At 40.9% G+C, this 16,890-nt stretch carries 19 protein-coding genes; 4 read left to right on the top strand and 15 right to left on the bottom strand.

Going from position 1 to position 16,890, the window contains the following annotated elements; genetic code table 11:
* Nucleotides 1–31 precede the first annotated feature (31 nt).
* The 11 genes from FGG15_RS12230 to FGG15_RS12280 all read right to left on the bottom strand — a co-directional run bounded on the left by FGG15_RS12230 (nucleotide 32) and on the right by FGG15_RS12280 (nucleotide 10,066).
* A complete protein-coding gene (locus FGG15_RS12230; protein ID WP_138836619.1) occupies nucleotides 32–535 on the bottom strand; it encodes a DUF2480 family protein in 504 nt (167 codons plus the stop codon).
* Between the two features lie 111 nt (nucleotides 536–646).
* Entirely contained in the window at nucleotides 647–892 is a 246-nt protein-coding gene (locus tag FGG15_RS20320; protein ID WP_313790996.1) for a four helix bundle protein, read from the bottom strand.
* A 251-nt stretch (nucleotides 893–1,143) separates the two neighbouring features.
* Nucleotides 1,144–1,473, bottom strand: coding sequence for a DUF59 domain-containing protein (locus FGG15_RS12240; RefSeq protein ID WP_138836621.1), 330 nt, complete (start codon nucleotides 1,471–1,473; stop codon nucleotides 1,144–1,146).
* Nucleotides 1,474–1,547: 74 nt separating this feature from the next.
* Nucleotides 1,548–1,970: a SufE family protein gene (locus FGG15_RS12245; protein ID WP_138836623.1), complete on the bottom strand. Its 423-nt coding sequence runs from the start codon at nucleotides 1,968–1,970 to the stop codon at nucleotides 1,548–1,550.
* Between the two features lie 71 nt (nucleotides 1,971–2,041).
* Nucleotides 2,042–3,268, bottom strand: coding sequence for an aminotransferase class V-fold PLP-dependent enzyme (locus FGG15_RS12250; protein ID WP_138836625.1), 1,227 nt, complete (start codon nucleotides 3,266–3,268; stop codon nucleotides 2,042–2,044).
* A gap of 3 nt (nucleotides 3,269–3,271) precedes the next feature.
* Nucleotides 3,272–4,588, bottom strand: coding sequence for a Fe-S cluster assembly protein SufD (gene sufD / locus FGG15_RS12255; protein ID WP_138836626.1), 1,317 nt, complete (start codon nucleotides 4,586–4,588; stop codon nucleotides 3,272–3,274).
* A gap of 75 nt (nucleotides 4,589–4,663) precedes the next feature.
* The gene (gene sufC / locus FGG15_RS12260; protein ID WP_138836628.1) at nucleotides 4,664–5,416 is read right to left on the bottom strand and encodes a Fe-S cluster assembly ATPase SufC; all 753 of its coding nucleotides are present in this window, start codon (nucleotides 5,414–5,416) and stop codon (nucleotides 4,664–4,666) included.
* A gap of 83 nt (nucleotides 5,417–5,499) precedes the next feature.
* The gene (gene sufB / locus FGG15_RS12265; protein WP_138836630.1) at nucleotides 5,500–6,945 is read right to left on the bottom strand and encodes a Fe-S cluster assembly protein SufB; all 1,446 of its coding nucleotides are present in this window, start codon (nucleotides 6,943–6,945) and stop codon (nucleotides 5,500–5,502) included.
* A gap of 45 nt (nucleotides 6,946–6,990) precedes the next feature.
* Entirely contained in the window at nucleotides 6,991–7,320 is a 330-nt protein-coding gene (locus FGG15_RS12270; RefSeq protein ID WP_138836632.1) for a HesB/IscA family protein, read from the bottom strand.
* A 118-nt stretch (nucleotides 7,321–7,438) separates the two neighbouring features.
* Nucleotides 7,439–8,779, bottom strand: coding sequence for a hypothetical protein (locus FGG15_RS12275; RefSeq protein ID WP_138836634.1), 1,341 nt, complete (start codon nucleotides 8,777–8,779; stop codon nucleotides 7,439–7,441).
* A 9-nt stretch (nucleotides 8,780–8,788) separates the two neighbouring features.
* On the bottom strand, nucleotides 8,789–10,066 hold the full coding sequence (locus tag FGG15_RS12280; protein ID WP_138836636.1) for a choice-of-anchor B family protein: 1,278 nt from the start codon (nucleotides 10,064–10,066) through the stop codon (nucleotides 8,789–8,791).
* Nucleotides 10,067–10,131: 65 nt separating this feature from the next.
* Between FGG15_RS12280 and thiL the strand changes: the two genes are divergently transcribed.
* Nucleotides 10,132–11,178, top strand: coding sequence for a thiamine-phosphate kinase (gene thiL / locus FGG15_RS12285; RefSeq protein ID WP_138836638.1), 1,047 nt, complete (start codon nucleotides 10,132–10,134; stop codon nucleotides 11,176–11,178).
* Nucleotides 11,179–11,298: 120 nt separating this feature from the next.
* On the opposite strand, the gene FGG15_RS12290 is transcribed toward thiL, so the two are convergent.
* A complete protein-coding gene (locus FGG15_RS12290) occupies nucleotides 11,299–11,556 on the bottom strand; it encodes a hypothetical protein (protein ID WP_138836640.1) in 258 nt (85 codons plus the stop codon).
* A gap of 271 nt (nucleotides 11,557–11,827) precedes the next feature.
* On the opposite strand from FGG15_RS12290, the gene brnQ reads away from it, so the two are divergent.
* Nucleotides 11,828–13,309: a branched-chain amino acid transport system II carrier protein gene (gene brnQ / locus FGG15_RS12295; RefSeq protein WP_138836643.1), complete on the top strand. Its 1,482-nt coding sequence runs from the start codon at nucleotides 11,828–11,830 to the stop codon at nucleotides 13,307–13,309.
* Nucleotide 13,310: 1 nt separating this feature from the next.
* Entirely contained in the window at nucleotides 13,311–14,621 is a 1,311-nt protein-coding gene (locus FGG15_RS12300; protein WP_138836645.1) for an AbiH family protein, read from the top strand.
* Nucleotides 14,622–14,719: 98 nt separating this feature from the next.
* Here FGG15_RS12300 and FGG15_RS12305 read toward each other — a convergent pair whose 3' ends face one another.
* A complete protein-coding gene (locus FGG15_RS12305) occupies nucleotides 14,720–14,911 on the bottom strand; it encodes a SymE family type I addiction module toxin (RefSeq protein ID WP_138836646.1) in 192 nt (63 codons plus the stop codon).
* A gap of 146 nt (nucleotides 14,912–15,057) precedes the next feature.
* On the opposite strand from FGG15_RS12305, the gene FGG15_RS12310 reads away from it, so the two are divergent.
* A complete protein-coding gene (locus FGG15_RS12310) occupies nucleotides 15,058–15,267 on the top strand; it encodes a helix-turn-helix transcriptional regulator (protein WP_138836648.1) in 210 nt (69 codons plus the stop codon).
* Nucleotides 15,268–15,298: 31 nt separating this feature from the next.
* Here the strand turns inward: FGG15_RS12310 and FGG15_RS20205 are convergent, their stop codons facing one another.
* Both FGG15_RS20205 and FGG15_RS12315 read right to left on the bottom strand, forming a co-directional pair.
* Complete coding sequence (locus tag FGG15_RS20205) at nucleotides 15,299–15,466, bottom strand: hypothetical protein (protein WP_202619554.1); 168 nt, start codon at nucleotides 15,464–15,466, stop codon at nucleotides 15,299–15,301.
* Nucleotides 15,467–15,530: 64 nt separating this feature from the next.
* A complete protein-coding gene (locus FGG15_RS12315) occupies nucleotides 15,531–16,823 on the bottom strand; it encodes an aminopeptidase P family protein (protein WP_138836650.1) in 1,293 nt (430 codons plus the stop codon).
* Nucleotides 16,824–16,890: the final 67 nt, after the last annotated feature.

Consider the following 16,890-nt stretch of genomic DNA (forward strand, 5'->3'; position numbering starts at 1 on the left):
AGTAAAGGCCGCCAACTAAAAGGCGGCTTTTTTATTTTCTTTTATATAAGGGTACCGCCGAACAAGCCTCTCCATACATTACGCTTTTGGCCACCTGCTGTATTTGGGTCATGGCCATTATATAGGCATTTTCGGGTACGGGTTTGTTGGAGCATCCTTTAATGATCACAGGTTTTTCCTTAAAAGGTTCCAAGTCCAATTGGAGGAGTTGCTCTTGGTAAAGTGCAGTTTCCAAAGTTTCCAAATCGCCCACCACCACTTTTTTAGCTAAGGGGGCAAGTTTGGAGGTTACCAACATAAACGCCCAACTAGGTACAATGGCATCTGTGGAGCAGGTCAAAGCCACATAACTATCCAGATATTGGGACCAATCTTGTTCATCCAAGTGAGTCCTAAACTCTTTTTCCCGGAGAATAAATCCTTCGTATAGCCAGTCTTTGATATCCACAACTTCCCTGCGACCTTCTTGGTAGAGATTCTCAAGGTCAAAGGTGATCAGTTTGCTTTCCGCTACTCTGTTTTTTATTTCTTCCATCTCTTAACGGTTGTCAGAATTCAGTGCTCGGATTTCAGTTGTCAGTATTCAGATTTCCGTGTTCAGAGTTATAAAGTCTGATTTCTGACCTCTGTCATCTGAGACATAAAGTTAATTCTTGTTTTCCAAATGCTTGATCAGCCCATAAATCGTTTTGGATACTTCTTCACAAATGGCATACGTCTTTTCAAAATCCCTTGCAGACACATAATTAGCATCGATAGCCAAATACAATTGTGATTTTACTTCGTAACATGAAGCTTTGGCAACATTTAAAAAGTAAATGAACTCCTTTTTCGATTTTCTCCCAAAACCTTCCGCTATATTCGAAGAAACCGAAATGGATGCCCTTCTTATTTAGTCTCGCAAAGCAAAATCCCATGAAAAGGAACTTCCACTAGTCAATCTGTAAATTTCCTTATTTAGTTTTCTGGCTCTTTGCCAAGAAACCAACTGTTCAAACCCCTTATCCATAATAGTTTTTACCATTTAGGATATCCGAGGTTATGATATCAATATTTGATTCTAATTTGTTACTCTTTTTTGGAACTCAGAACTCAGAACTCAGATACCTGATGTCTGATACCTGATGTCTGATGTCTAATAATTTACAATAACCCCAACTCCAACTTCGCCTCCTCACTCATCAAGTCTTGGGTCCAAGGGGGGTCAAAAGTAATCTCCACCTCAACATCTTTCAGGATATCCAAGGATTTTACTTTTTCTTCTACCTCAACCGGCAATGTTTCTGCCACTGGGCAATTGGGCGTGGTTAAGGTCATAAGGATTTTCACATCGTAATCCTCGTTGACGAACACATCATAGATCAATCCCAGTTCGTAAATGTCCACTGGAATTTCTGGATCATAAATGGTCTTCAATACCCCAACGATTTTCTCTCCGAGTTCTTGGGTATCTATAGTGGTTTCTGCGCTCATTTTTTTAGTTTAGGTGTTTAGATGTTTACTGGTTTAGAAGGCCTATAAACTCCTAAACCCTTAACCTTCTAAACTCAATTCAATTGTGTCTGATAGGCCACCGCATATAACTTCAACTGCTTGATCATGCTTACCAAACCATTGGCCCGTGTGGGCGATAAATGTTCCTTAAGACCAATCTCATCAATAAATTCCGTATTGGCATCAATAATATCCTGTGGCCTTTGGTTGCTAAATGCCCGAATCAAAATGGCAATGATTCCTTTAGTGATTATGGCATCGCTGTCCGCGGTAAACACCAATTTCTCATCGTCCAGTTCGGCATGTACCCATACCTTGCTTTGGCAGCCTTTGATGATATTGTCCTCGGTTTTGTATTGCTCCTCGATCAATGGAAGGGATTTGCCCAGTTCAATCATGTACTCGTACCGCTGCATCCAATCATCAAACATGGAAAACTCGTCAACAATTTCTTCCTGTATTTCTGCTATGGTCATTTATTCGTTTTATTCAAAAGTACAATTCGGGCACTTGCTTATCAAACCTTTAAGATAAAGATAACTTTAGGCTAGAGCAGCATATTTCTGGCCCGTTTAACACCCGCTACAAGCACATCCACTTCTTCCTTGGTATTGTAAAAGCTAAAGCTGGCCCTTACGGTTCCTGGAATACCATAAAAGTCCATGATGGGCTGCGCACAATGGTGTCCGGTTCGGACTGCGATGCCCAATTTATCCAAGATAGTCCCTATATCATAAGGGTGGATGCCTTCAATATTGAATGAAATCACGGAGGTTTTATGTTCCGCAGTACCATAAATCTTTAGTACGTCAATGGCCAGCAACTGTTCCGTGGCATAGTTGAGCAATTCTTCCTCATATTGGACAATGGTTTCCATCCCAATGCCGTTCAGATAGTCCAATGCTGCACCAAATGCAATCCCGCCACAAATATTCGGCGTACCGGCTTCAAATTTATGCGGTAAATCGGCATAGGTAGTCTTTTCAAAAGTCACCTCGGCAATCATTTCGCCCCCGCCTTGATAGGGGGGTAATTTTGTAAGCCACTCTTCCTTACCATAGAGCATCCCAACCCCAGTTGGGCCACACATTTTATGGGCCGATGCGGTGTAGAAATCCACATCCAAAGCTTGCATATCGGCTTTGATATGAGCGGCAGCCTGAGCGCCATCAACTAGAACAGCAGCACCCGCTTTGTGGGAAGCTTCAATAATTTCGGCAATAGGGTTTACGGTTCCTAAAGCGTTGGAAACATGGTTGCAAAACACCAGTTTAGTCTTATCCGAAAGCAAGTTGTGAAATTCGGTCATCACCAACTCCCCATTTTCATTCATGGGAATGACCTTCAACACCCCTCCGGTTCTTTCGCACAACATTTGCCAAGGCACAATATTGGAGTGGTGCTCCATGGCCGAAACCAAGATCTCATCTCCTTCCTTCAACAATGAAGTAAATCCGCTGGCTACCAGATTGATGCTATGAGTTGTTCCGGATGTTAGGATTACCTCATGGGCTTTGGCAATATTGAAATGTTTTTGGATTGTCCCCCGGGCAGCCTCGTACGCATCCGTAGCTTCTTGCGACAGTGTATGTACCCCACGATGGATATTGGCATTGTACCTGTGGTAGTAATCCACGATAACATCAATGACTTGTTGCGGAGTCTGGGAGGTAGCCGCATTGTCCAAATACACCAAGGGTTTTCCGTTCACCTCTCTCTGAAGAATGGGGAAATCCTTTCTGATTTTTTGGATATCTAAACCTACTTCCAACATAGATTACAGATCAAATCCAACGCGTACTCCCAAGGTGTTCGCTATAATCTTATTGATTCGCTTTTTCAGCTCGGGAATCCGTACACTTTCCAACACATTGTTGGCAAAGGCATACATCAACAAGGCAGTTGCCTCCTTCTTCGGAATTCCTCTGGATTGCAGATAGAACAGCGCATCTTCATCCAACTGGCCAATGGTACAACCGTGAGAGCATTTTACGTCATCCGCAAAAATCTCCAATTGGGGTTTTGTATTGATCGTGGCCTTATCGCTGAGCAAAATGTTGTTGTTCTGTTGAAAAGCGTTGGTCTTTTGGGCAATTTGATCCACAATGATCTTCCCATTGAAAACCCCAGTGGATTTTTCACCAAAAATACCTTTATAATCCTGATGGCTTTCACAATTGGGCTGTGCATGGTGCACCAAGGTGTGATGATCCACATGTTGCTTTTCGCCCAGAATGGTCACCCCTTTTAAGGTAGAATCAATCCGCTCCCCGTTTTGATAAAAATTAAGATTGTTACGCGTCATTTTTCCGCCAAAGGAAAACGTATGCACCCGTACCACACTATTATCTTTCTGGGAGATATAAGTATTATCAACCAATGAGGCGGTTTTTGCATCGTTTTGAACCTTATAAAAATCTACAATGGCATCCTTTGCCGCATAGATTTCGGTCACTGAATTCGTAAAAACTTCATTTCCTGTTAAGCTTTGATGACGTTCGATGATCTGTACCTCTGCATTTTCTTCAGCTATGATCAGGTTTCGAGGCTGGAGCATCAATGCCGCTTCGTTTCCGGTTGCAAAGTGAATAATCTGAATGGGTTTTCTTGGCGCTTTGTTCTTTGGGATATAGATATAGGCGCCTTCTCGACTAAAAGCCGTGTTCAAAGTGGTCAACGACTCATCTTTAGAGGCCACTTTATTAAAATAAAGTTCAATGATCTGTTTGTACATGGGCTTGTTGAAGGCGGCACTCATCAAACAGACATCTACCCCATCATGTGTGGTCTCAGAAAGGTACGAGCTATAGACACCATCTATAAAAACAATCTTGTAAGTATCTATCTCATGAAGGAAATACTTTTTGATGTCTCTGTACTCCAACGTATTTTCCTGTTTTGGAAATACACTGAAGTCTACCTTTTGAAGATTGTTCAAGGAAGTATACTTCCAAGCTTCTTCTTTTTTGGAAGGAAACCCTTTTTCCTCAAAATTCTTGATGGCCTCTGATCGCACTTCGTGAATCGGATTATCCAAATCCACGTTGTTCTCAAAGGCTATAAATGAAGAAAGTAATTTATCTTTTAAATCCATTCTTTATCAATTATCAATTACCAGTTATCAGTTTGTCAATTTCTGATATCTGACATCTGAAATCTCATATCTGTTTTAAACAACCGTCTCTTGCTTTATCCAGTCGTACCCTTTTTCCTCCAATTCCAGAGCCAATTCCTTGGTGCCCGATTTTACAATTTTACCATCGTGCAATACGTGCACAAAGTCAGGGACAATATATTCCAGCAATCTTTGGTAGTGGGTAATCACAATGATGGCATTCTCTCCACCACGCAACTTGTTCACCCCATTGGCCACAATCCTAAGTGCATCAATATCCAATCCGGAATCCGTTTCATCCAGGATGGCCAGCTTAGGCTCCATCATTGCCATTTGGAAAATCTCATTTCGTTTTTTCTCCCCTCCTGAAAAACCTTCGTTCAAGGAACGAGACAAAAACTTGCGATCTATTTCCAACATCTCGGATTTTTCACGAATCAGTTTTAGCATCTGGTTGGCAGGCATATCCTCCAAACCTCTTGCTTTTCTGGATTCATTGATGGCCGTTTTCATGAAGTTGGTCACGGAAACTCCTGGAATTTCAACCGGATATTGGAAAGAAAGAAAAATTCCTTTGTGTGCTCTTTCTTCAGGAGCCAACTCTTCCAAATCTTCACCTTCCAAAGCAATGCTTCCTTTTTTAACCTCAAATTCTTCTTTACCTGCAATTACCGAAGCCAAGGTACTTTTCCCGGAACCATTGGGCCCCATAATGGCATGAACCTCTCCTGGATTCACCTGAAGGTTGATTCCATTTAGGATTTTTTTGTCCCCTACGCTCGCGTGTAAATTCTTTATCTCTAGCATTTTCAAAAATTGTCTTCTTTGTTTGAATTATTTGATTTCGGCTACGCTCAATCACCCTGATAGGTAGCTGAGCGGAGTCGAGGCTATCCTACTGAGCCTTCAAGGCTTATTTCCAATAATTTTTGGGCTTCCACGGCGAACTCCATGGGAAGCTTGTTCAAAACCTCCTTGCTAAATCCGTTAACGATCAAGGCTATGGCCTTTTCCGTATCAATCCCTCTTTGATTGCAATAGAAAATCTGGTCCTCCCCAATTTTACTGGTTGTGGCCTCATGCTCTATTTGTGCCGATTTATTTTTTGTTTCGATATATGGGAAAGTATGTGCGCCGCAGCGATTACCCATCAAAAGCGAGTCACATTGGGAAAAATTTCTGGCATTTTCAGCCCTGCTATTCACTTGTACCAAACCGCGATAACTGTTTTGGGATTGCCCAGCAGAAATTCCTTTGGAAATAATGGTACTCTTGGTGTTTTTTCCTAAGTGGATCATTTTGGTTCCCGTATCCGCTTGCTGGTAATTGTTCGTTACCGCAATGGAATAAAACTCTCCGATGGAATTGTCGCCTTTCAGTACACAGGATGGATATTTCCAGGTTACTGCCGATCCCGTTTCTACCTGTGTCCAAGAAATTTTTGCGTTTTCCTCGCAAATTCCCCTTTTGGTCACAAAGTTGAATACTCCACCCTTGCCTTCTTTATCACCAGGGTACCAATTTTGAACCGTTGAATATTTAATTTCCGCATCATCCAGAGCAATAAGCTCAACCACGGCCGCATGCAATTGATTTTCATCACGGGAAGGCGCAGTACAGCCTTCCAAATAACTCACATAGCTTCCTTCGTCAGCAATCACTAAAGTTCTTTCAAACTGACCTGTTCCTGCTTGGTTGATCCTAAAATACGTGGAAAGTTCCATGGGACATCTTACTCCTTTTGGGATATAACAGAAAGATCCATCAGAAAAGACCGCCGAGTTTAGGGCTGCATAAAAGTTATCTTTTTGGGGTACCACGGTACCGATATATTTTTTAACCAATTCCGGATGGTCCTGGATCGCTTCAGAAATGGAACAAAAGATAATCCCTTTTTCTGCCAAGGTTTTTTTGAAGGTGGTAGCCACGGAAACAGAGTCCATGACAATATCCACCGCAACGCCGGCCAATTTTTTCTGTTCATCCAAAGAAATTCCCAACCGTTTGAAGGTGTCCAACAATTCTGGATCTACCTCATCCAAGCTATTGTACTTGGGTTTTTTGTTGGGCGCGGAGTAATAGGAAATATCCTGAAAATTAGGCTTTTCGTATTTCACGTTGGCCCACTCCGGTTCTTCCATCTCCTTCCAAAATCGAAACGCTTCCAGACGCCATTCGGTCATCCACTCTGGTTCCTGTTTCTTCTGGGAAATGGCAATAACAATGTCCTCGCTCAATCCCTTGGGAAAGGTATCCGATTCAATATCTGTATAGAAACCATATTCGTACTCCTTGGTTTCCAGTTCTTTCTTTAATTCTTCCTCTGTATAAGCCATACTTTACATTTAGCCAATGAGCAATGGACAATTAACAATGTTCAATTAGAGAGAAAAGCTTTCTCCGCACCCACATGTTCTTTGGGCGTTGGGGTTGTTGAAGACAAAGCCTTTACCGTTGAGTCCCCCGGAATATTCCAGCGTGGTGCCCACTAAGTATAGAAAGCTCTTTTTATCTACGATGATACGCACCGCATTATCCTCAAAAACTTTATCGTTTTCCGCGGCAGACTTATCAAAATTCAGTTCATAGGACAATCCACTACAACCTCCACTTTTTACTCCAACACGGACAAAATCCGTGGAAGCATCAAAGCCTTCTTCCGTCATCAAGCTAACTACCTTTTGTTTGGCTGTTTCCGAAACTTTTATCATTCTACTTTGGATTTATTCTAAATAGCGTACAAATATAGGTGTTTAGTAGGGTTTTACCATAGTTCCTAACATTATAATAACGAATGCTGGAATAGGGGTTATCTATGGAACAGGGAAGTTATTTTATTTTTATGACCACAAGGTCGCTAAGTCCTTTGGATACAAGGCCTGGGAAGTCATCACTGGCGCTTTCGCCAACAAGAACCAAACTGCCGTCGCGGTTCTCCACTACATCAAAACCAAAATCGATTCCGGAACCCCCAAAAGTTTGCTGGTATTCGATATTCCCAGAGGCATCCGTTTTGATGATCCAAAGATCGTTTTCACCCTGGTTTTCTACCGTATCTCCGTCCGTGCTTTTGGAGTTACCGGCAATGAGTATTCCCCCTTCAGTGCTTACGCTCACTGACTGAGCCGCATCAAAGGCGGTTCCTCCATACGCCCTTTCCCAAATCAATGCGCCAGTATCACTTACCTTGATCAACCACACATCAGACTCTCCATTGTTTCTCGATATATCCGTGTCCGTACTGAAAGTGTTTCCTGTAACTACATAAGCCCCATCCAAAGTTTTGGCTATACCATAGGCCTTGTCAATGCCTGTTCCACCAAAGGACTGTTGCCAAAGCAATTCTCCCTGATTGCTCACTTTGAGCACCCAAAAATCATAGCTTCCTTTGGGATTGGTAATGTCAAAATCATCACTTTCCGAAGCTCCGGCCAAAACAAAACCGCCATCGTCCGCTTGAACCACGCCATAGGAACGGTCATTGTTGGTACCCCCAAAATATCTTCGCCATTCCAGATTACCTTGTGCATCCAACTTGGTTCCCCAAAACTCTCCAACCCCATGCCGAGTGAGATAACTGCCTTTGCCTTCATTCCCTGCTCCTCCGGAGGAAGTCACATCCAAAAAACCTGAAAAAAAGAATCCGCCATCCGCAGTCTCCACTACATCATAGGAATGATCGTGACCAGAAAATCCAAAGCTTTTTTCCCAAAGAATGTTTCCGGAATTGTCCAATTTCAAAATCCAGTTATCATGGAACCCTTCGTTATTGCTCCCATCTCCATCATCGCTCATAGCATATCCCACAATGGCATAGCCTCCATCCCTGGTTTGAATCACGGATTGCCCCCTGTCATCTTTGGTTCCTCCGTAGGTTTTGCTCCAGCTGAGATTTCCTTCATCATCCAACTTTAACAACCAGTAGTCATTAACGTTGGTGGATTTTCCTGCTAAATCCCCATCCATGCTGTTGCTATAACCTAAAACCGCATAACCGCCATCTGAAGTTTGAATCACGGATTGCGCGGTGTCCTCCCCACTACCACCAAAACTTATCATCCAATCCATCTCTCCCTCAAAGGTTCGCTGTAATGGAAGACTTGTTTGCGAATCGTCACTGAGGCAAGACCATACCAAGGCCAACACCAACATTCCTACTAACTTTTTCATGGTGCAGCTTTAGTTGGACTTTTGGATGACAAAGAGACCGCCACCCGTATCACTGATAATTATTTTACCGCTTTCAAAAAATGGATATACACTCCAAACCCCATCAAATCCTGCAATATTGTTGGATGGGTGGGTGTCAAAAAAAGCTTTTTCCGAAATATTCTCATTTTCAATATCTGAAATGTCGAGAACTCTTAGTCCAGCTGAATAATTGGCCAAGAAAAACTCATCTCCCAAAACATAGCCATTGTGGTCAATGGCCCCTGTGGGTCCCAAATAGGTGGTATGCAAAGTTGGGTTGTCCAAATCGGAAAAATCAAAAATGAGGGTTCGGGAATTGAACCCAAAATCTGGCTCGTCCAACTCATCGCCTAAAATAAAGTAACGGTGGTCCTCCGTAAACCATCCCTGATGGGTATAGCCCAAGTTGCTATAGGATAAGGTTGATATCTCTGTTGGATTAGACTTGTTGGTAATATCAACTATGGCAATTTGGTTTTCATTGGCCCCAATAAAAATCTCTTGACCGGTGTAGTCCGTGTCCGGCCCTTGATAGGTGACCACCTGTGCATCATGGGTGTATCCATTGGCACCGTATCCGCCAACCCCAGACGGACTGGTAGGGCTTTGAACACTTATAAAATGAACCCCCCCGTTAAAGGCATCGTTGCGGGCGGTTCCTACGGGATAGGCAAAGCCCATTTCTTCATTGATGACAATATTATGCGCATTCCCGATTCCTGTGTAGCGGGCATCTGCCGTCAAAACTTGTGGTGGGCTCTGAACATTCCGGAGTCTGGTCAAATCAAAAATCTGCATCCCATGGCCAGGGGCTTCCGAAACCACAAAAGCATGGTTGTTATATACTTTTACATCTCTCCAAGTACTATTGTCTGTTGCCGTTGGCATTTTTCCAATATAAATTGGATTGGAGGTATCGGTGATATCCACAAAAGCAGTACCATTGTTTAGACCAACCAACGCATACTCCCTATTGTTTTCGGTATCTGTCCATCCCCAAATGTCATTTCCGGAACCTGCGCTCAAGGAACTCAAATCCATATGGAATAGCAAATCGTACCCGTCGCAGGGATAAATTGCCGCCATTCCACTTTCGCAAGGTGTGGCCCCGCGTGTTACATCCCCGTTTCCAATATCCATTGTATTACCTCCGCCATTGTTGCCGCCATTGTTTCCTCCATTATCTATGGGAGAAACAAAGCCATCATCACTGGAACAGGATAGAATAATGAAAACCAAAAGGATGGTAAAGTGAGGTTTTACCATTTCAAAGCAATTTTAAGTTTAATTTAAAGATACCATTTTATAATTATCCTATTTACTTTTGCAAAATGCTAGAAAACAAGAATTCGCAGCGAACCACCTTAGAGCAATTGGGTGAATTTGGATTGATAAAACATCTCACCCAACACTTTGAATTGACCCAAGCTTCATCTTTAAAAGGTGTGGGGGATGATGCCGCTGTTCTGGATTTTAAGGATCAAAAAACCATTGTGTCCACTGATCTTTTGGTTGAGGGAGTACACTTTGATTTAAGTTATATGCCCTTAAAACATTTAGGCTATAAGGCCGTCATGGTCAATCTTTCTGATATCTATGCCATGAACGCCACCGCAACGCAGATTACAGTTTCGCTTGCTGTTTCCAACCGATTTCCCTTGGAGGCCCTTGAAGAATTTTACGCTGGGGTAGCACAGGCCTGTAAAATGTACCAGGTGGATTTAGTAGGTGGTGATACTACCTCATCCACCAAGGGGATGTTGATCAGCGTAACGGCAATTGGTGTGGCCAATGAGGATGATTTGGTTTATCGCTCAGGGGCCAAAGCCAATGATCTATTGGTGGTAACCGGAGATTTGGGAGGTGCCTACTTGGGTCTTCAGGTTTTGGAGCGTGAAAAAGAGGTGTTCAAGGTAAACCCCAACAGTCAACCCGATCTTGATCCCTATTCTTATATTATAGAAAGGCAGTTAAAGCCCGAAGCTCGAAAAGACATCGTGGAACTATTGGACAAACTGGAGGTAAAACCAACCGCAATGATTGATATCAGTGATGGACTTTCTTCCGAGATTCTGCACCTTTGCGAACAAAGCGAAACCGGCTGTAATCTTTTTGAGGATAAAATTCCATTGGATCCCACAGTGATTTCCACTGCTGAAGAGTTTAAAATGGATTCCACAACAATAGCCCTGAGTGGCGGGGAGGATTACGAATTACTCTTCACCATTGATCAAGCCGATTTCCCAAAGATCAAAGCCAATCCCAACCTAACGGTAATTGGTCATATGACCTCAAAAGAAGAGGGACCCCATTTGATTACAAGAGCCAATACAAAAATTGCGTTGACCGCCCAAGGTTGGAGTTCATTCAACAAATAAAAAATCCCGAAAACAAGGGCAACACTCGAAAGACGGTCTTGGGGCACGCGACTGCACTGAACGAGTTGCTTACTTAATTTCCGGGATAACCCTTGAAATTTTTTAAAAGCGTGGCGCTTACTACGCCACTTGGGGAACTTGTCTATTACGTCTTTTGCGATACATATCTGCCAAAGTACTATTAATGTCCTGTCGCTGTGGGGTCAAAGCAGAAAGTTTGCCACTAGCATCTGTGGTCACTTCTTTTTGACAATGCAGGCATTTGTACTCTTTGATGTGTTCTGTAACCTTTTTGGAAACTACATAATGGTGTCCAAATATGTTGCAGAAGAAAGAAGAAAATTTGTTGCCATGTGAGTGGGAGGAGGAAGTCTTCATAAGTTGGTTTTGTTTGGGGGCATTCAAACGATTTGGGGATCGAAAAATGCGGTAACATTTTACTGTAATTCTATTTTATACTTCTAATGTTTTAGATTAGACATTTATTACTGCAACGGCTGTTGATAACTTTTTATTTCATGAAACTATCTGAAAAAGTTTTTTTTCGATGAAATACACACATATCGATAAAAAGTGACTTTCCGCCGTTGACTTACTTGTTCGAAATATAATTATTTGATTTATTTTAACAAAAAATTATTAACACTTTATGAACAAAAAAACTGTTGCCGTAACCGCTTTTGCGCTATTCTCCCTTTTTTTTGGCGCAGGCAATCTTATTCTTCCCCCGCTCCTTGGTTTTAAGTCCGGAGACTTATGGTGGGTGGTTGCCCTAGGGTTTTGTCTATCGGCAGTTCTCATTCCAATTCTGGGAATTCTCGCCCATGCCAAATTGCAGGGCACCATGTTCGACTTTGCAAAAAAGGTATCTCCTACATTCAGTTTGGTCTATTGTTATATTGTGTACGCCATTTCTATTAGCTTGCCTTCGCCAAGAACAGCGTCGGTTACCCATGAAATGGCAATACAGCCCATTTGGGATTCCTCTTCCCTGTTGACCAGTATCATCTATTTTGTGTTGGTCTACATCTTTGTGGTCAACCGTTCCAAGATTTTGGACTTAGTGGGCAAATTTTTGACGCCTGGAATTTTGATTGTCTTGGTGTTGATTATGGGAGCTGCCATTTTTGGTTTGGATTTCGATTTCGGAATTTCCCAATTCAATAACTCCTTTACAGCCGGAATCTTGGAGGGCTATCAAACCTTTGATGCCATCGGTGCGGTAGTTGTGGGTGGGGTAATTATCATTTCTATTAACCTAAAGGATAAGCAGGCTTCTTATGAAGTCAAAAAAGGTCTTATCGCCAGAGCCGGATGGTTTGCTGGTCTGGGACTGTTCCTTATTTATACAGGCTTGATCTTAACAGGATCTCTCTTCGGTGATTCTTTTGATCCTGAAATTTCTCGAACCGCACTGCTTAGTGGTATCAGCCAAAAAACTTGGGGAAACACAGCTGCACTTCTGTTGAGTGTTTTGGTAAGCTTGGCCTGTTTTACAACGGCTGTCGGAATCATTACAGGAACAGCTGATTTTATCAAAGGACGTTTTAACGAATCACAAATCGCCTATACCATCACAGCTATAATAGGTTGTATCCTTGGAGTTTTAATGGGCCAATTTAACGTGGGTTATATTATTGCCGTTGCCTTGCCGGCATTAATGTTTATTTACCCCATTACCATTGTATTGATCATCCTGAATGTGCTCCCGGACAAGTGGGCTTCAGTCAAGGTTTTCCGTTGGGTAATTGCGGCCACTATTCTATTTAGCGTTCCCGATTTTTTAGGGAGTGTTGATCTCAAGGAACTTATGCCGTATTATTTAACCAGTTTTCCTTTAGGTGAATTTAGTTTGGGCTGGATTTTACCCGCTATATCAGCATTCATCCTTAGCAGTATTAAACTGAACAGTACTATGCCCCACAAGAAAATTGCCCTTAATCATTTTGGCCTGTTCATAGGACTTCTAACCTTTTTCTTCATCTTCTCCGAAATTTTAGTGGTTAAATTGTTCGGAGAAATACATAATGTTATTCTTTGGTTACAATTGTTATTGGCGGGAACGATATTGTTATTCCTTGTTACAATACTTTCATACTTTGTTTTTATCCTGAAAAAAACAAGAAAGTAAAATGAACAAACTCATCATTGTAGGTAACGGTTTTGATTTGGCTCACGGACTTCAAACATCATATGGTCATTTCATAAATGATTTTTGGTCCAACTTAAAATCTATTTATGAAGAAAAACATGTGCAGGAAATTGTATATGTAAACCTAGAGTTTTATCGTGTTTTGACAATTAACTCTATCTCTTGTTTTGAGGATTTAATTTCTAATCTTGAAGAGTATTGCGAAGATCACAAATTTTACTTCAACAAGGCTACCCTAATTGCTACAACCCGCAAGGGATTTGGAAAGGAAATATTTAAGTTTAATAATCACCTTTTCAAAAATTTGAATCTCCGTTCACTAGAAAATTGGGTTGATATAGAATACGAGTATTTTACCCAATTAAAAACAATCTCAAAAAGAAAGATTCTTTCCTACACAGGTAGCAGAGAGGAGGCAGAAAAGGAACAAATAAGTAAAAATAGGTCAAATGCTATTCAACTAAACAAGGAGTTTAACGAAATTAAAGAGCTTTTAAAATCATATCTAATTCGTAATACTGCGGATAGTTATGACCTAATAAATGGAAGGGTTTCCAATTTTCAGCAACTGTTAAATCTTCTTGAAGTCAAGCCATTATATCTTTCTAAAACTAACTCCAACAGGAAATTTCTTAACGAGTTTTCTATTGCCGATCATGATGAAATCACTGACTTTGACAACAAATTAATTGAAGCTTCAACAAATACCAAAACCCATGAATTTCTATACAATTCGAAAAAAAAGACGGTCTTTTTGAACTTCAATTATACCAATTCGCTATATGTTTATGCCAGCATCATGAAAACGGGTAACTATGGTTACTATTTACCCCCAGAAATAATACCTATACATGGATCTTTAAAAAATGAAGGTGATTATGAAATTTTTTTTGGTTTTGGAGATGAGATGGATGAAGACTATAGTTTTATTGAAAATCTAAATCAAAATGAATATTTAAGTCATTTCAAATCTTTTATGTACTCCAGAACCCCCTACTATAAACAAATTCTGGATTTAATCGATTCAGAGAAATTTCAAGTTTATGTTATGGGACACTCATGTGGTCTTTCTGACAGAACCTTGCTTAATACAATTTTTGAACATAAAAACTGTCGATCAATTAAAGTATTCTATCATAAACGTGAAGATGGAACTGATAATTTTACAGAAACTATTCAAAACATTTCTCGACATTTTAATGATAAAAAAATGATGCGAGAAAAAATTGTGAACAAATCTCTTTGTTCTCCCCTGCCTCAAACTATGAGATTTCCCCTAAAGAACCAATAGCTATACAAGACCGAAGGCACAAAAGTATGACCCTCACCTCTTTGTACTTTACAAACAAAACATGTAGGTTGGTGTAGTTTACATTGTTACTTTTTGATTTAAGGACTTGACTTTTTCTCATCTTTGATTGGTGTAATAACCAATTTATCCTGCACCCATTCCACTTGTACATATTCCCCTAATCTGAATCCCAGCGCTTCCAACCATTTTCCTTCCATTCTAATCTCGGGAATAATAATTTCATCATAGGTTCTTTTTCTATGCTTGGGTTGAATCTTAATTTTTTTCATTTACGAATTCTTATTGGGTTTTGCTCAAATATCAGAAACTTATTTTCGTTTTACGAAATTTTATTTTCGAATATAGAAAATAATCGTTGAATTTAAGATGTTTTTGAATCAACTATTTTTGCGCTTTATGCAAATTAGTTGACTTAATGTCAAAACCTAGATATAACAGAATTAAGATTGTTCTTGCAGAAAAAGAAAAATCTGCAAAGTGGTTAGGTGAGCAATTAGGTAAAGATAAATCCACTATTTCTCGATGGTGTACAAATGATATGCAACCACCCGTTGAAACATTTTACAAGATTGCTGAAATTTTAGATATTGAAGTAAGGGAACTGTTTGTTGCTTCCAAAGAATAGATTCTATAGATGGACTTTTTGCAATAATATATCAGGATCCCCTATTCTTTTTATTATAATGGTATATCGCATAAGCAATCCCCACCAAAACTACAAAAGGCAGGTATGATCCAATAACCACTCCTATCTCATACCAACTGTCCGGAGCCTCCTCTATTTTCTTGTCTATGTCTACTTGAAGTAAGCTTAAGAATCGCATTTGTTCCTTTGTCTTAATTGTCACTCTGAACGAAGTGAGGAGTCAAGCTATTTTTTGCTGTTGGTTACTGGTTCATCAACTCCTCAATCTCTTCTGCTTCAATTGGGATGTTTTGCATCAAATTAAAGGGTTCCCCTTTCTCTTGAATAACCACATCATCTTCCAATCGCACCCCAAAGCCCTCATCCGGGATATAGATTCCAGGTTCCACAGTGAACACCATATTGGCTTTCATCGGAGTTTTTAATTCCCCATAATCATGCGTGTCCAATCCAATATGGTGACTGGTACCATGCATAAAGTACTTTTTATAGGCCGGCCAATCTTTATTTTCATTTTGTACATCCGCCTTGTCCAATAGTCCCAAGCCCAAAAGTTCCGAGGTCATTATTTTACCCACTTCCTTATGGTATTCAGCCCAAATGGTTCCGGGCACCAGAAGTTGCGTAGCTTCATTTTTAACCCGAAGCACGGCATCGTAGACCGCCCGTTGCCGGGCATTGTATTTCCCGTTTGCCGGAATGGTTCGGGTAAGGTCACTGGAATAGTTGGCATATTCCGCGGCCAAATCCATCAGGATCAAATCCCCGTCCTTAAGCTGTTGGTTGTTTTCAATATAGTGCAGCACATTGGCATTGTTACCCGAAGCAATAATCGGAGTATATGCAAAACCCTTTGAACGGTTTTTTACAAACTCGTGCAGGAACTCGGCTTCCATTTCATACTCCCAAACACCCGGTTTGGTAAATTCCAAAATCCGTCTAAACCCTTTTTCAGTGATATCACAAGCTTGTTGCATCAATGCAATTTCCTCGGGTTCCTTCACTCCTCTAATTTGCTGCAAAATAGGATTGCTCTTCGCCCATCTATGTGCGGGAAAATCCTTTTTGCATTTTTCAATAAATCGATCCTCCCTAGTTTGGGTAATCACAGCCTGTCTATAGTGTTCATTGGTATTAAAGTAAATGGTATCCGCCTCCGTCATCAAATCAAAGAAAATCCTGTCAAAATCGGTGAGCCAATAAATGGTCTCTATACCAGATACTTCTGAAGCTTGTTCCTTGGTCAACTTAGCACCTTCCCAAACGGCAATATGCTCATTGGTTTCCCTAACAAACAAGATTTCCCGGTGTTTTTTATCCAATGCATCTGGGAAAAGCAGCAATATTGTTTCCTCTTGATCGGCTCCGCTTAAATAAAAAATATCCCTGTGCTGTTCAAAGGCCATGGTGCTATCTGCACTAATGGGATATATGTCATTGGAATTGAACACAGCAATACTTTTAGGCTGCATTTGAGCCATAAATTTCTTGCGGTTTTTAACAAAAAGCTGCTTGCTAATCGCGTGGTATTTCATGTTTCAAAAAGGTTTGTCCAAATGTAGGTAATTGCTATACCGATGACAAATTCATACCTTCCACATT

The organism is Flagellimonas algicola, from assembly GCF_005937185.1.
Classification (GTDB): Bacteria; Bacteroidota; Bacteroidia; order Flavobacteriales; family Flavobacteriaceae; genus Flagellimonas; species Flagellimonas algicola.

What these genes read in the sequence shown, in the direction of transcription:
- FGG15_RS12315 (WP_138836650.1), bottom strand. Translation starts at nt 16,823, where the DNA reads ATGAAATACCACGCGATTAGCAAGCAGCTTTTTGTTAAAAACCGCAAG.
- FGG15_RS12305 (WP_138836646.1), bottom strand. Translation starts at nt 14,911, where the DNA reads ATGAAAAAAATTAAGATTCAACCCAAGCATAGAAAAAGAACCTATGAT.
- FGG15_RS12240 (WP_138836621.1), bottom strand. Translation starts at nt 1,473, where the DNA reads ATGAGCGCAGAAACCACTATAGATACCCAAGAACTCGGAGAGAAAATC.
- sufC (WP_138836628.1), bottom strand. Translation starts at nt 5,416, where the DNA reads ATGCTAGAGATAAAGAATTTACACGCGAGCGTAGGGGACAAAAAAATC.
- sufB (WP_138836630.1), bottom strand. Translation starts at nt 6,945, where the DNA reads ATGGCTTATACAGAGGAAGAATTAAAGAAAGAACTGGAAACCAAGGAG.
- FGG15_RS12245 (WP_138836623.1), bottom strand. Translation starts at nt 1,970, where the DNA reads ATGACCATAGCAGAAATACAGGAAGAAATTGTTGACGAGTTTTCCATG.
- FGG15_RS12230 (WP_138836619.1), bottom strand. Translation starts at nt 535, where the DNA reads ATGGAAGAAATAAAAAACAGAGTAGCGGAAAGCAAACTGATCACCTTT.
- FGG15_RS12275 (WP_138836634.1), bottom strand. Translation starts at nt 8,779, where the DNA reads ATGAAAAAGTTAGTAGGAATGTTGGTGTTGGCCTTGGTATGGTCTTGC.
- FGG15_RS12270 (WP_138836632.1), bottom strand. Translation starts at nt 7,320, where the DNA reads ATGATAAAAGTTTCGGAAACAGCCAAACAAAAGGTAGTTAGCTTGATG.
- FGG15_RS12310 (WP_138836648.1), top strand. Translation starts at nt 15,058, where the DNA reads ATGTCAAAACCTAGATATAACAGAATTAAGATTGTTCTTGCAGAAAAA.
- FGG15_RS12280 (WP_138836636.1), bottom strand. Translation starts at nt 10,066, where the DNA reads ATGGTAAAACCTCACTTTACCATCCTTTTGGTTTTCATTATTCTATCC.
- sufD (WP_138836626.1), bottom strand. Translation starts at nt 4,588, where the DNA reads ATGGATTTAAAAGATAAATTACTTTCTTCATTTATAGCCTTTGAGAAC.
- thiL (WP_138836638.1), top strand. Translation starts at nt 10,132, where the DNA reads ATGCTAGAAAACAAGAATTCGCAGCGAACCACCTTAGAGCAATTGGGT.
- FGG15_RS12250 (WP_138836625.1), bottom strand. Translation starts at nt 3,268, where the DNA reads ATGTTGGAAGTAGGTTTAGATATCCAAAAAATCAGAAAGGATTTCCCC.
- FGG15_RS12290 (WP_138836640.1), bottom strand. Translation starts at nt 11,556, where the DNA reads ATGAAGACTTCCTCCTCCCACTCACATGGCAACAAATTTTCTTCTTTC.
- brnQ (WP_138836643.1), top strand. Translation starts at nt 11,828, where the DNA reads ATGAACAAAAAAACTGTTGCCGTAACCGCTTTTGCGCTATTCTCCCTT.
- FGG15_RS12300 (WP_138836645.1), top strand. Translation starts at nt 13,311, where the DNA reads ATGAACAAACTCATCATTGTAGGTAACGGTTTTGATTTGGCTCACGGA.
- FGG15_RS20205 (WP_202619554.1), bottom strand. Translation starts at nt 15,466, where the DNA reads ATGCGATTCTTAAGCTTACTTCAAGTAGACATAGACAAGAAAATAGAG.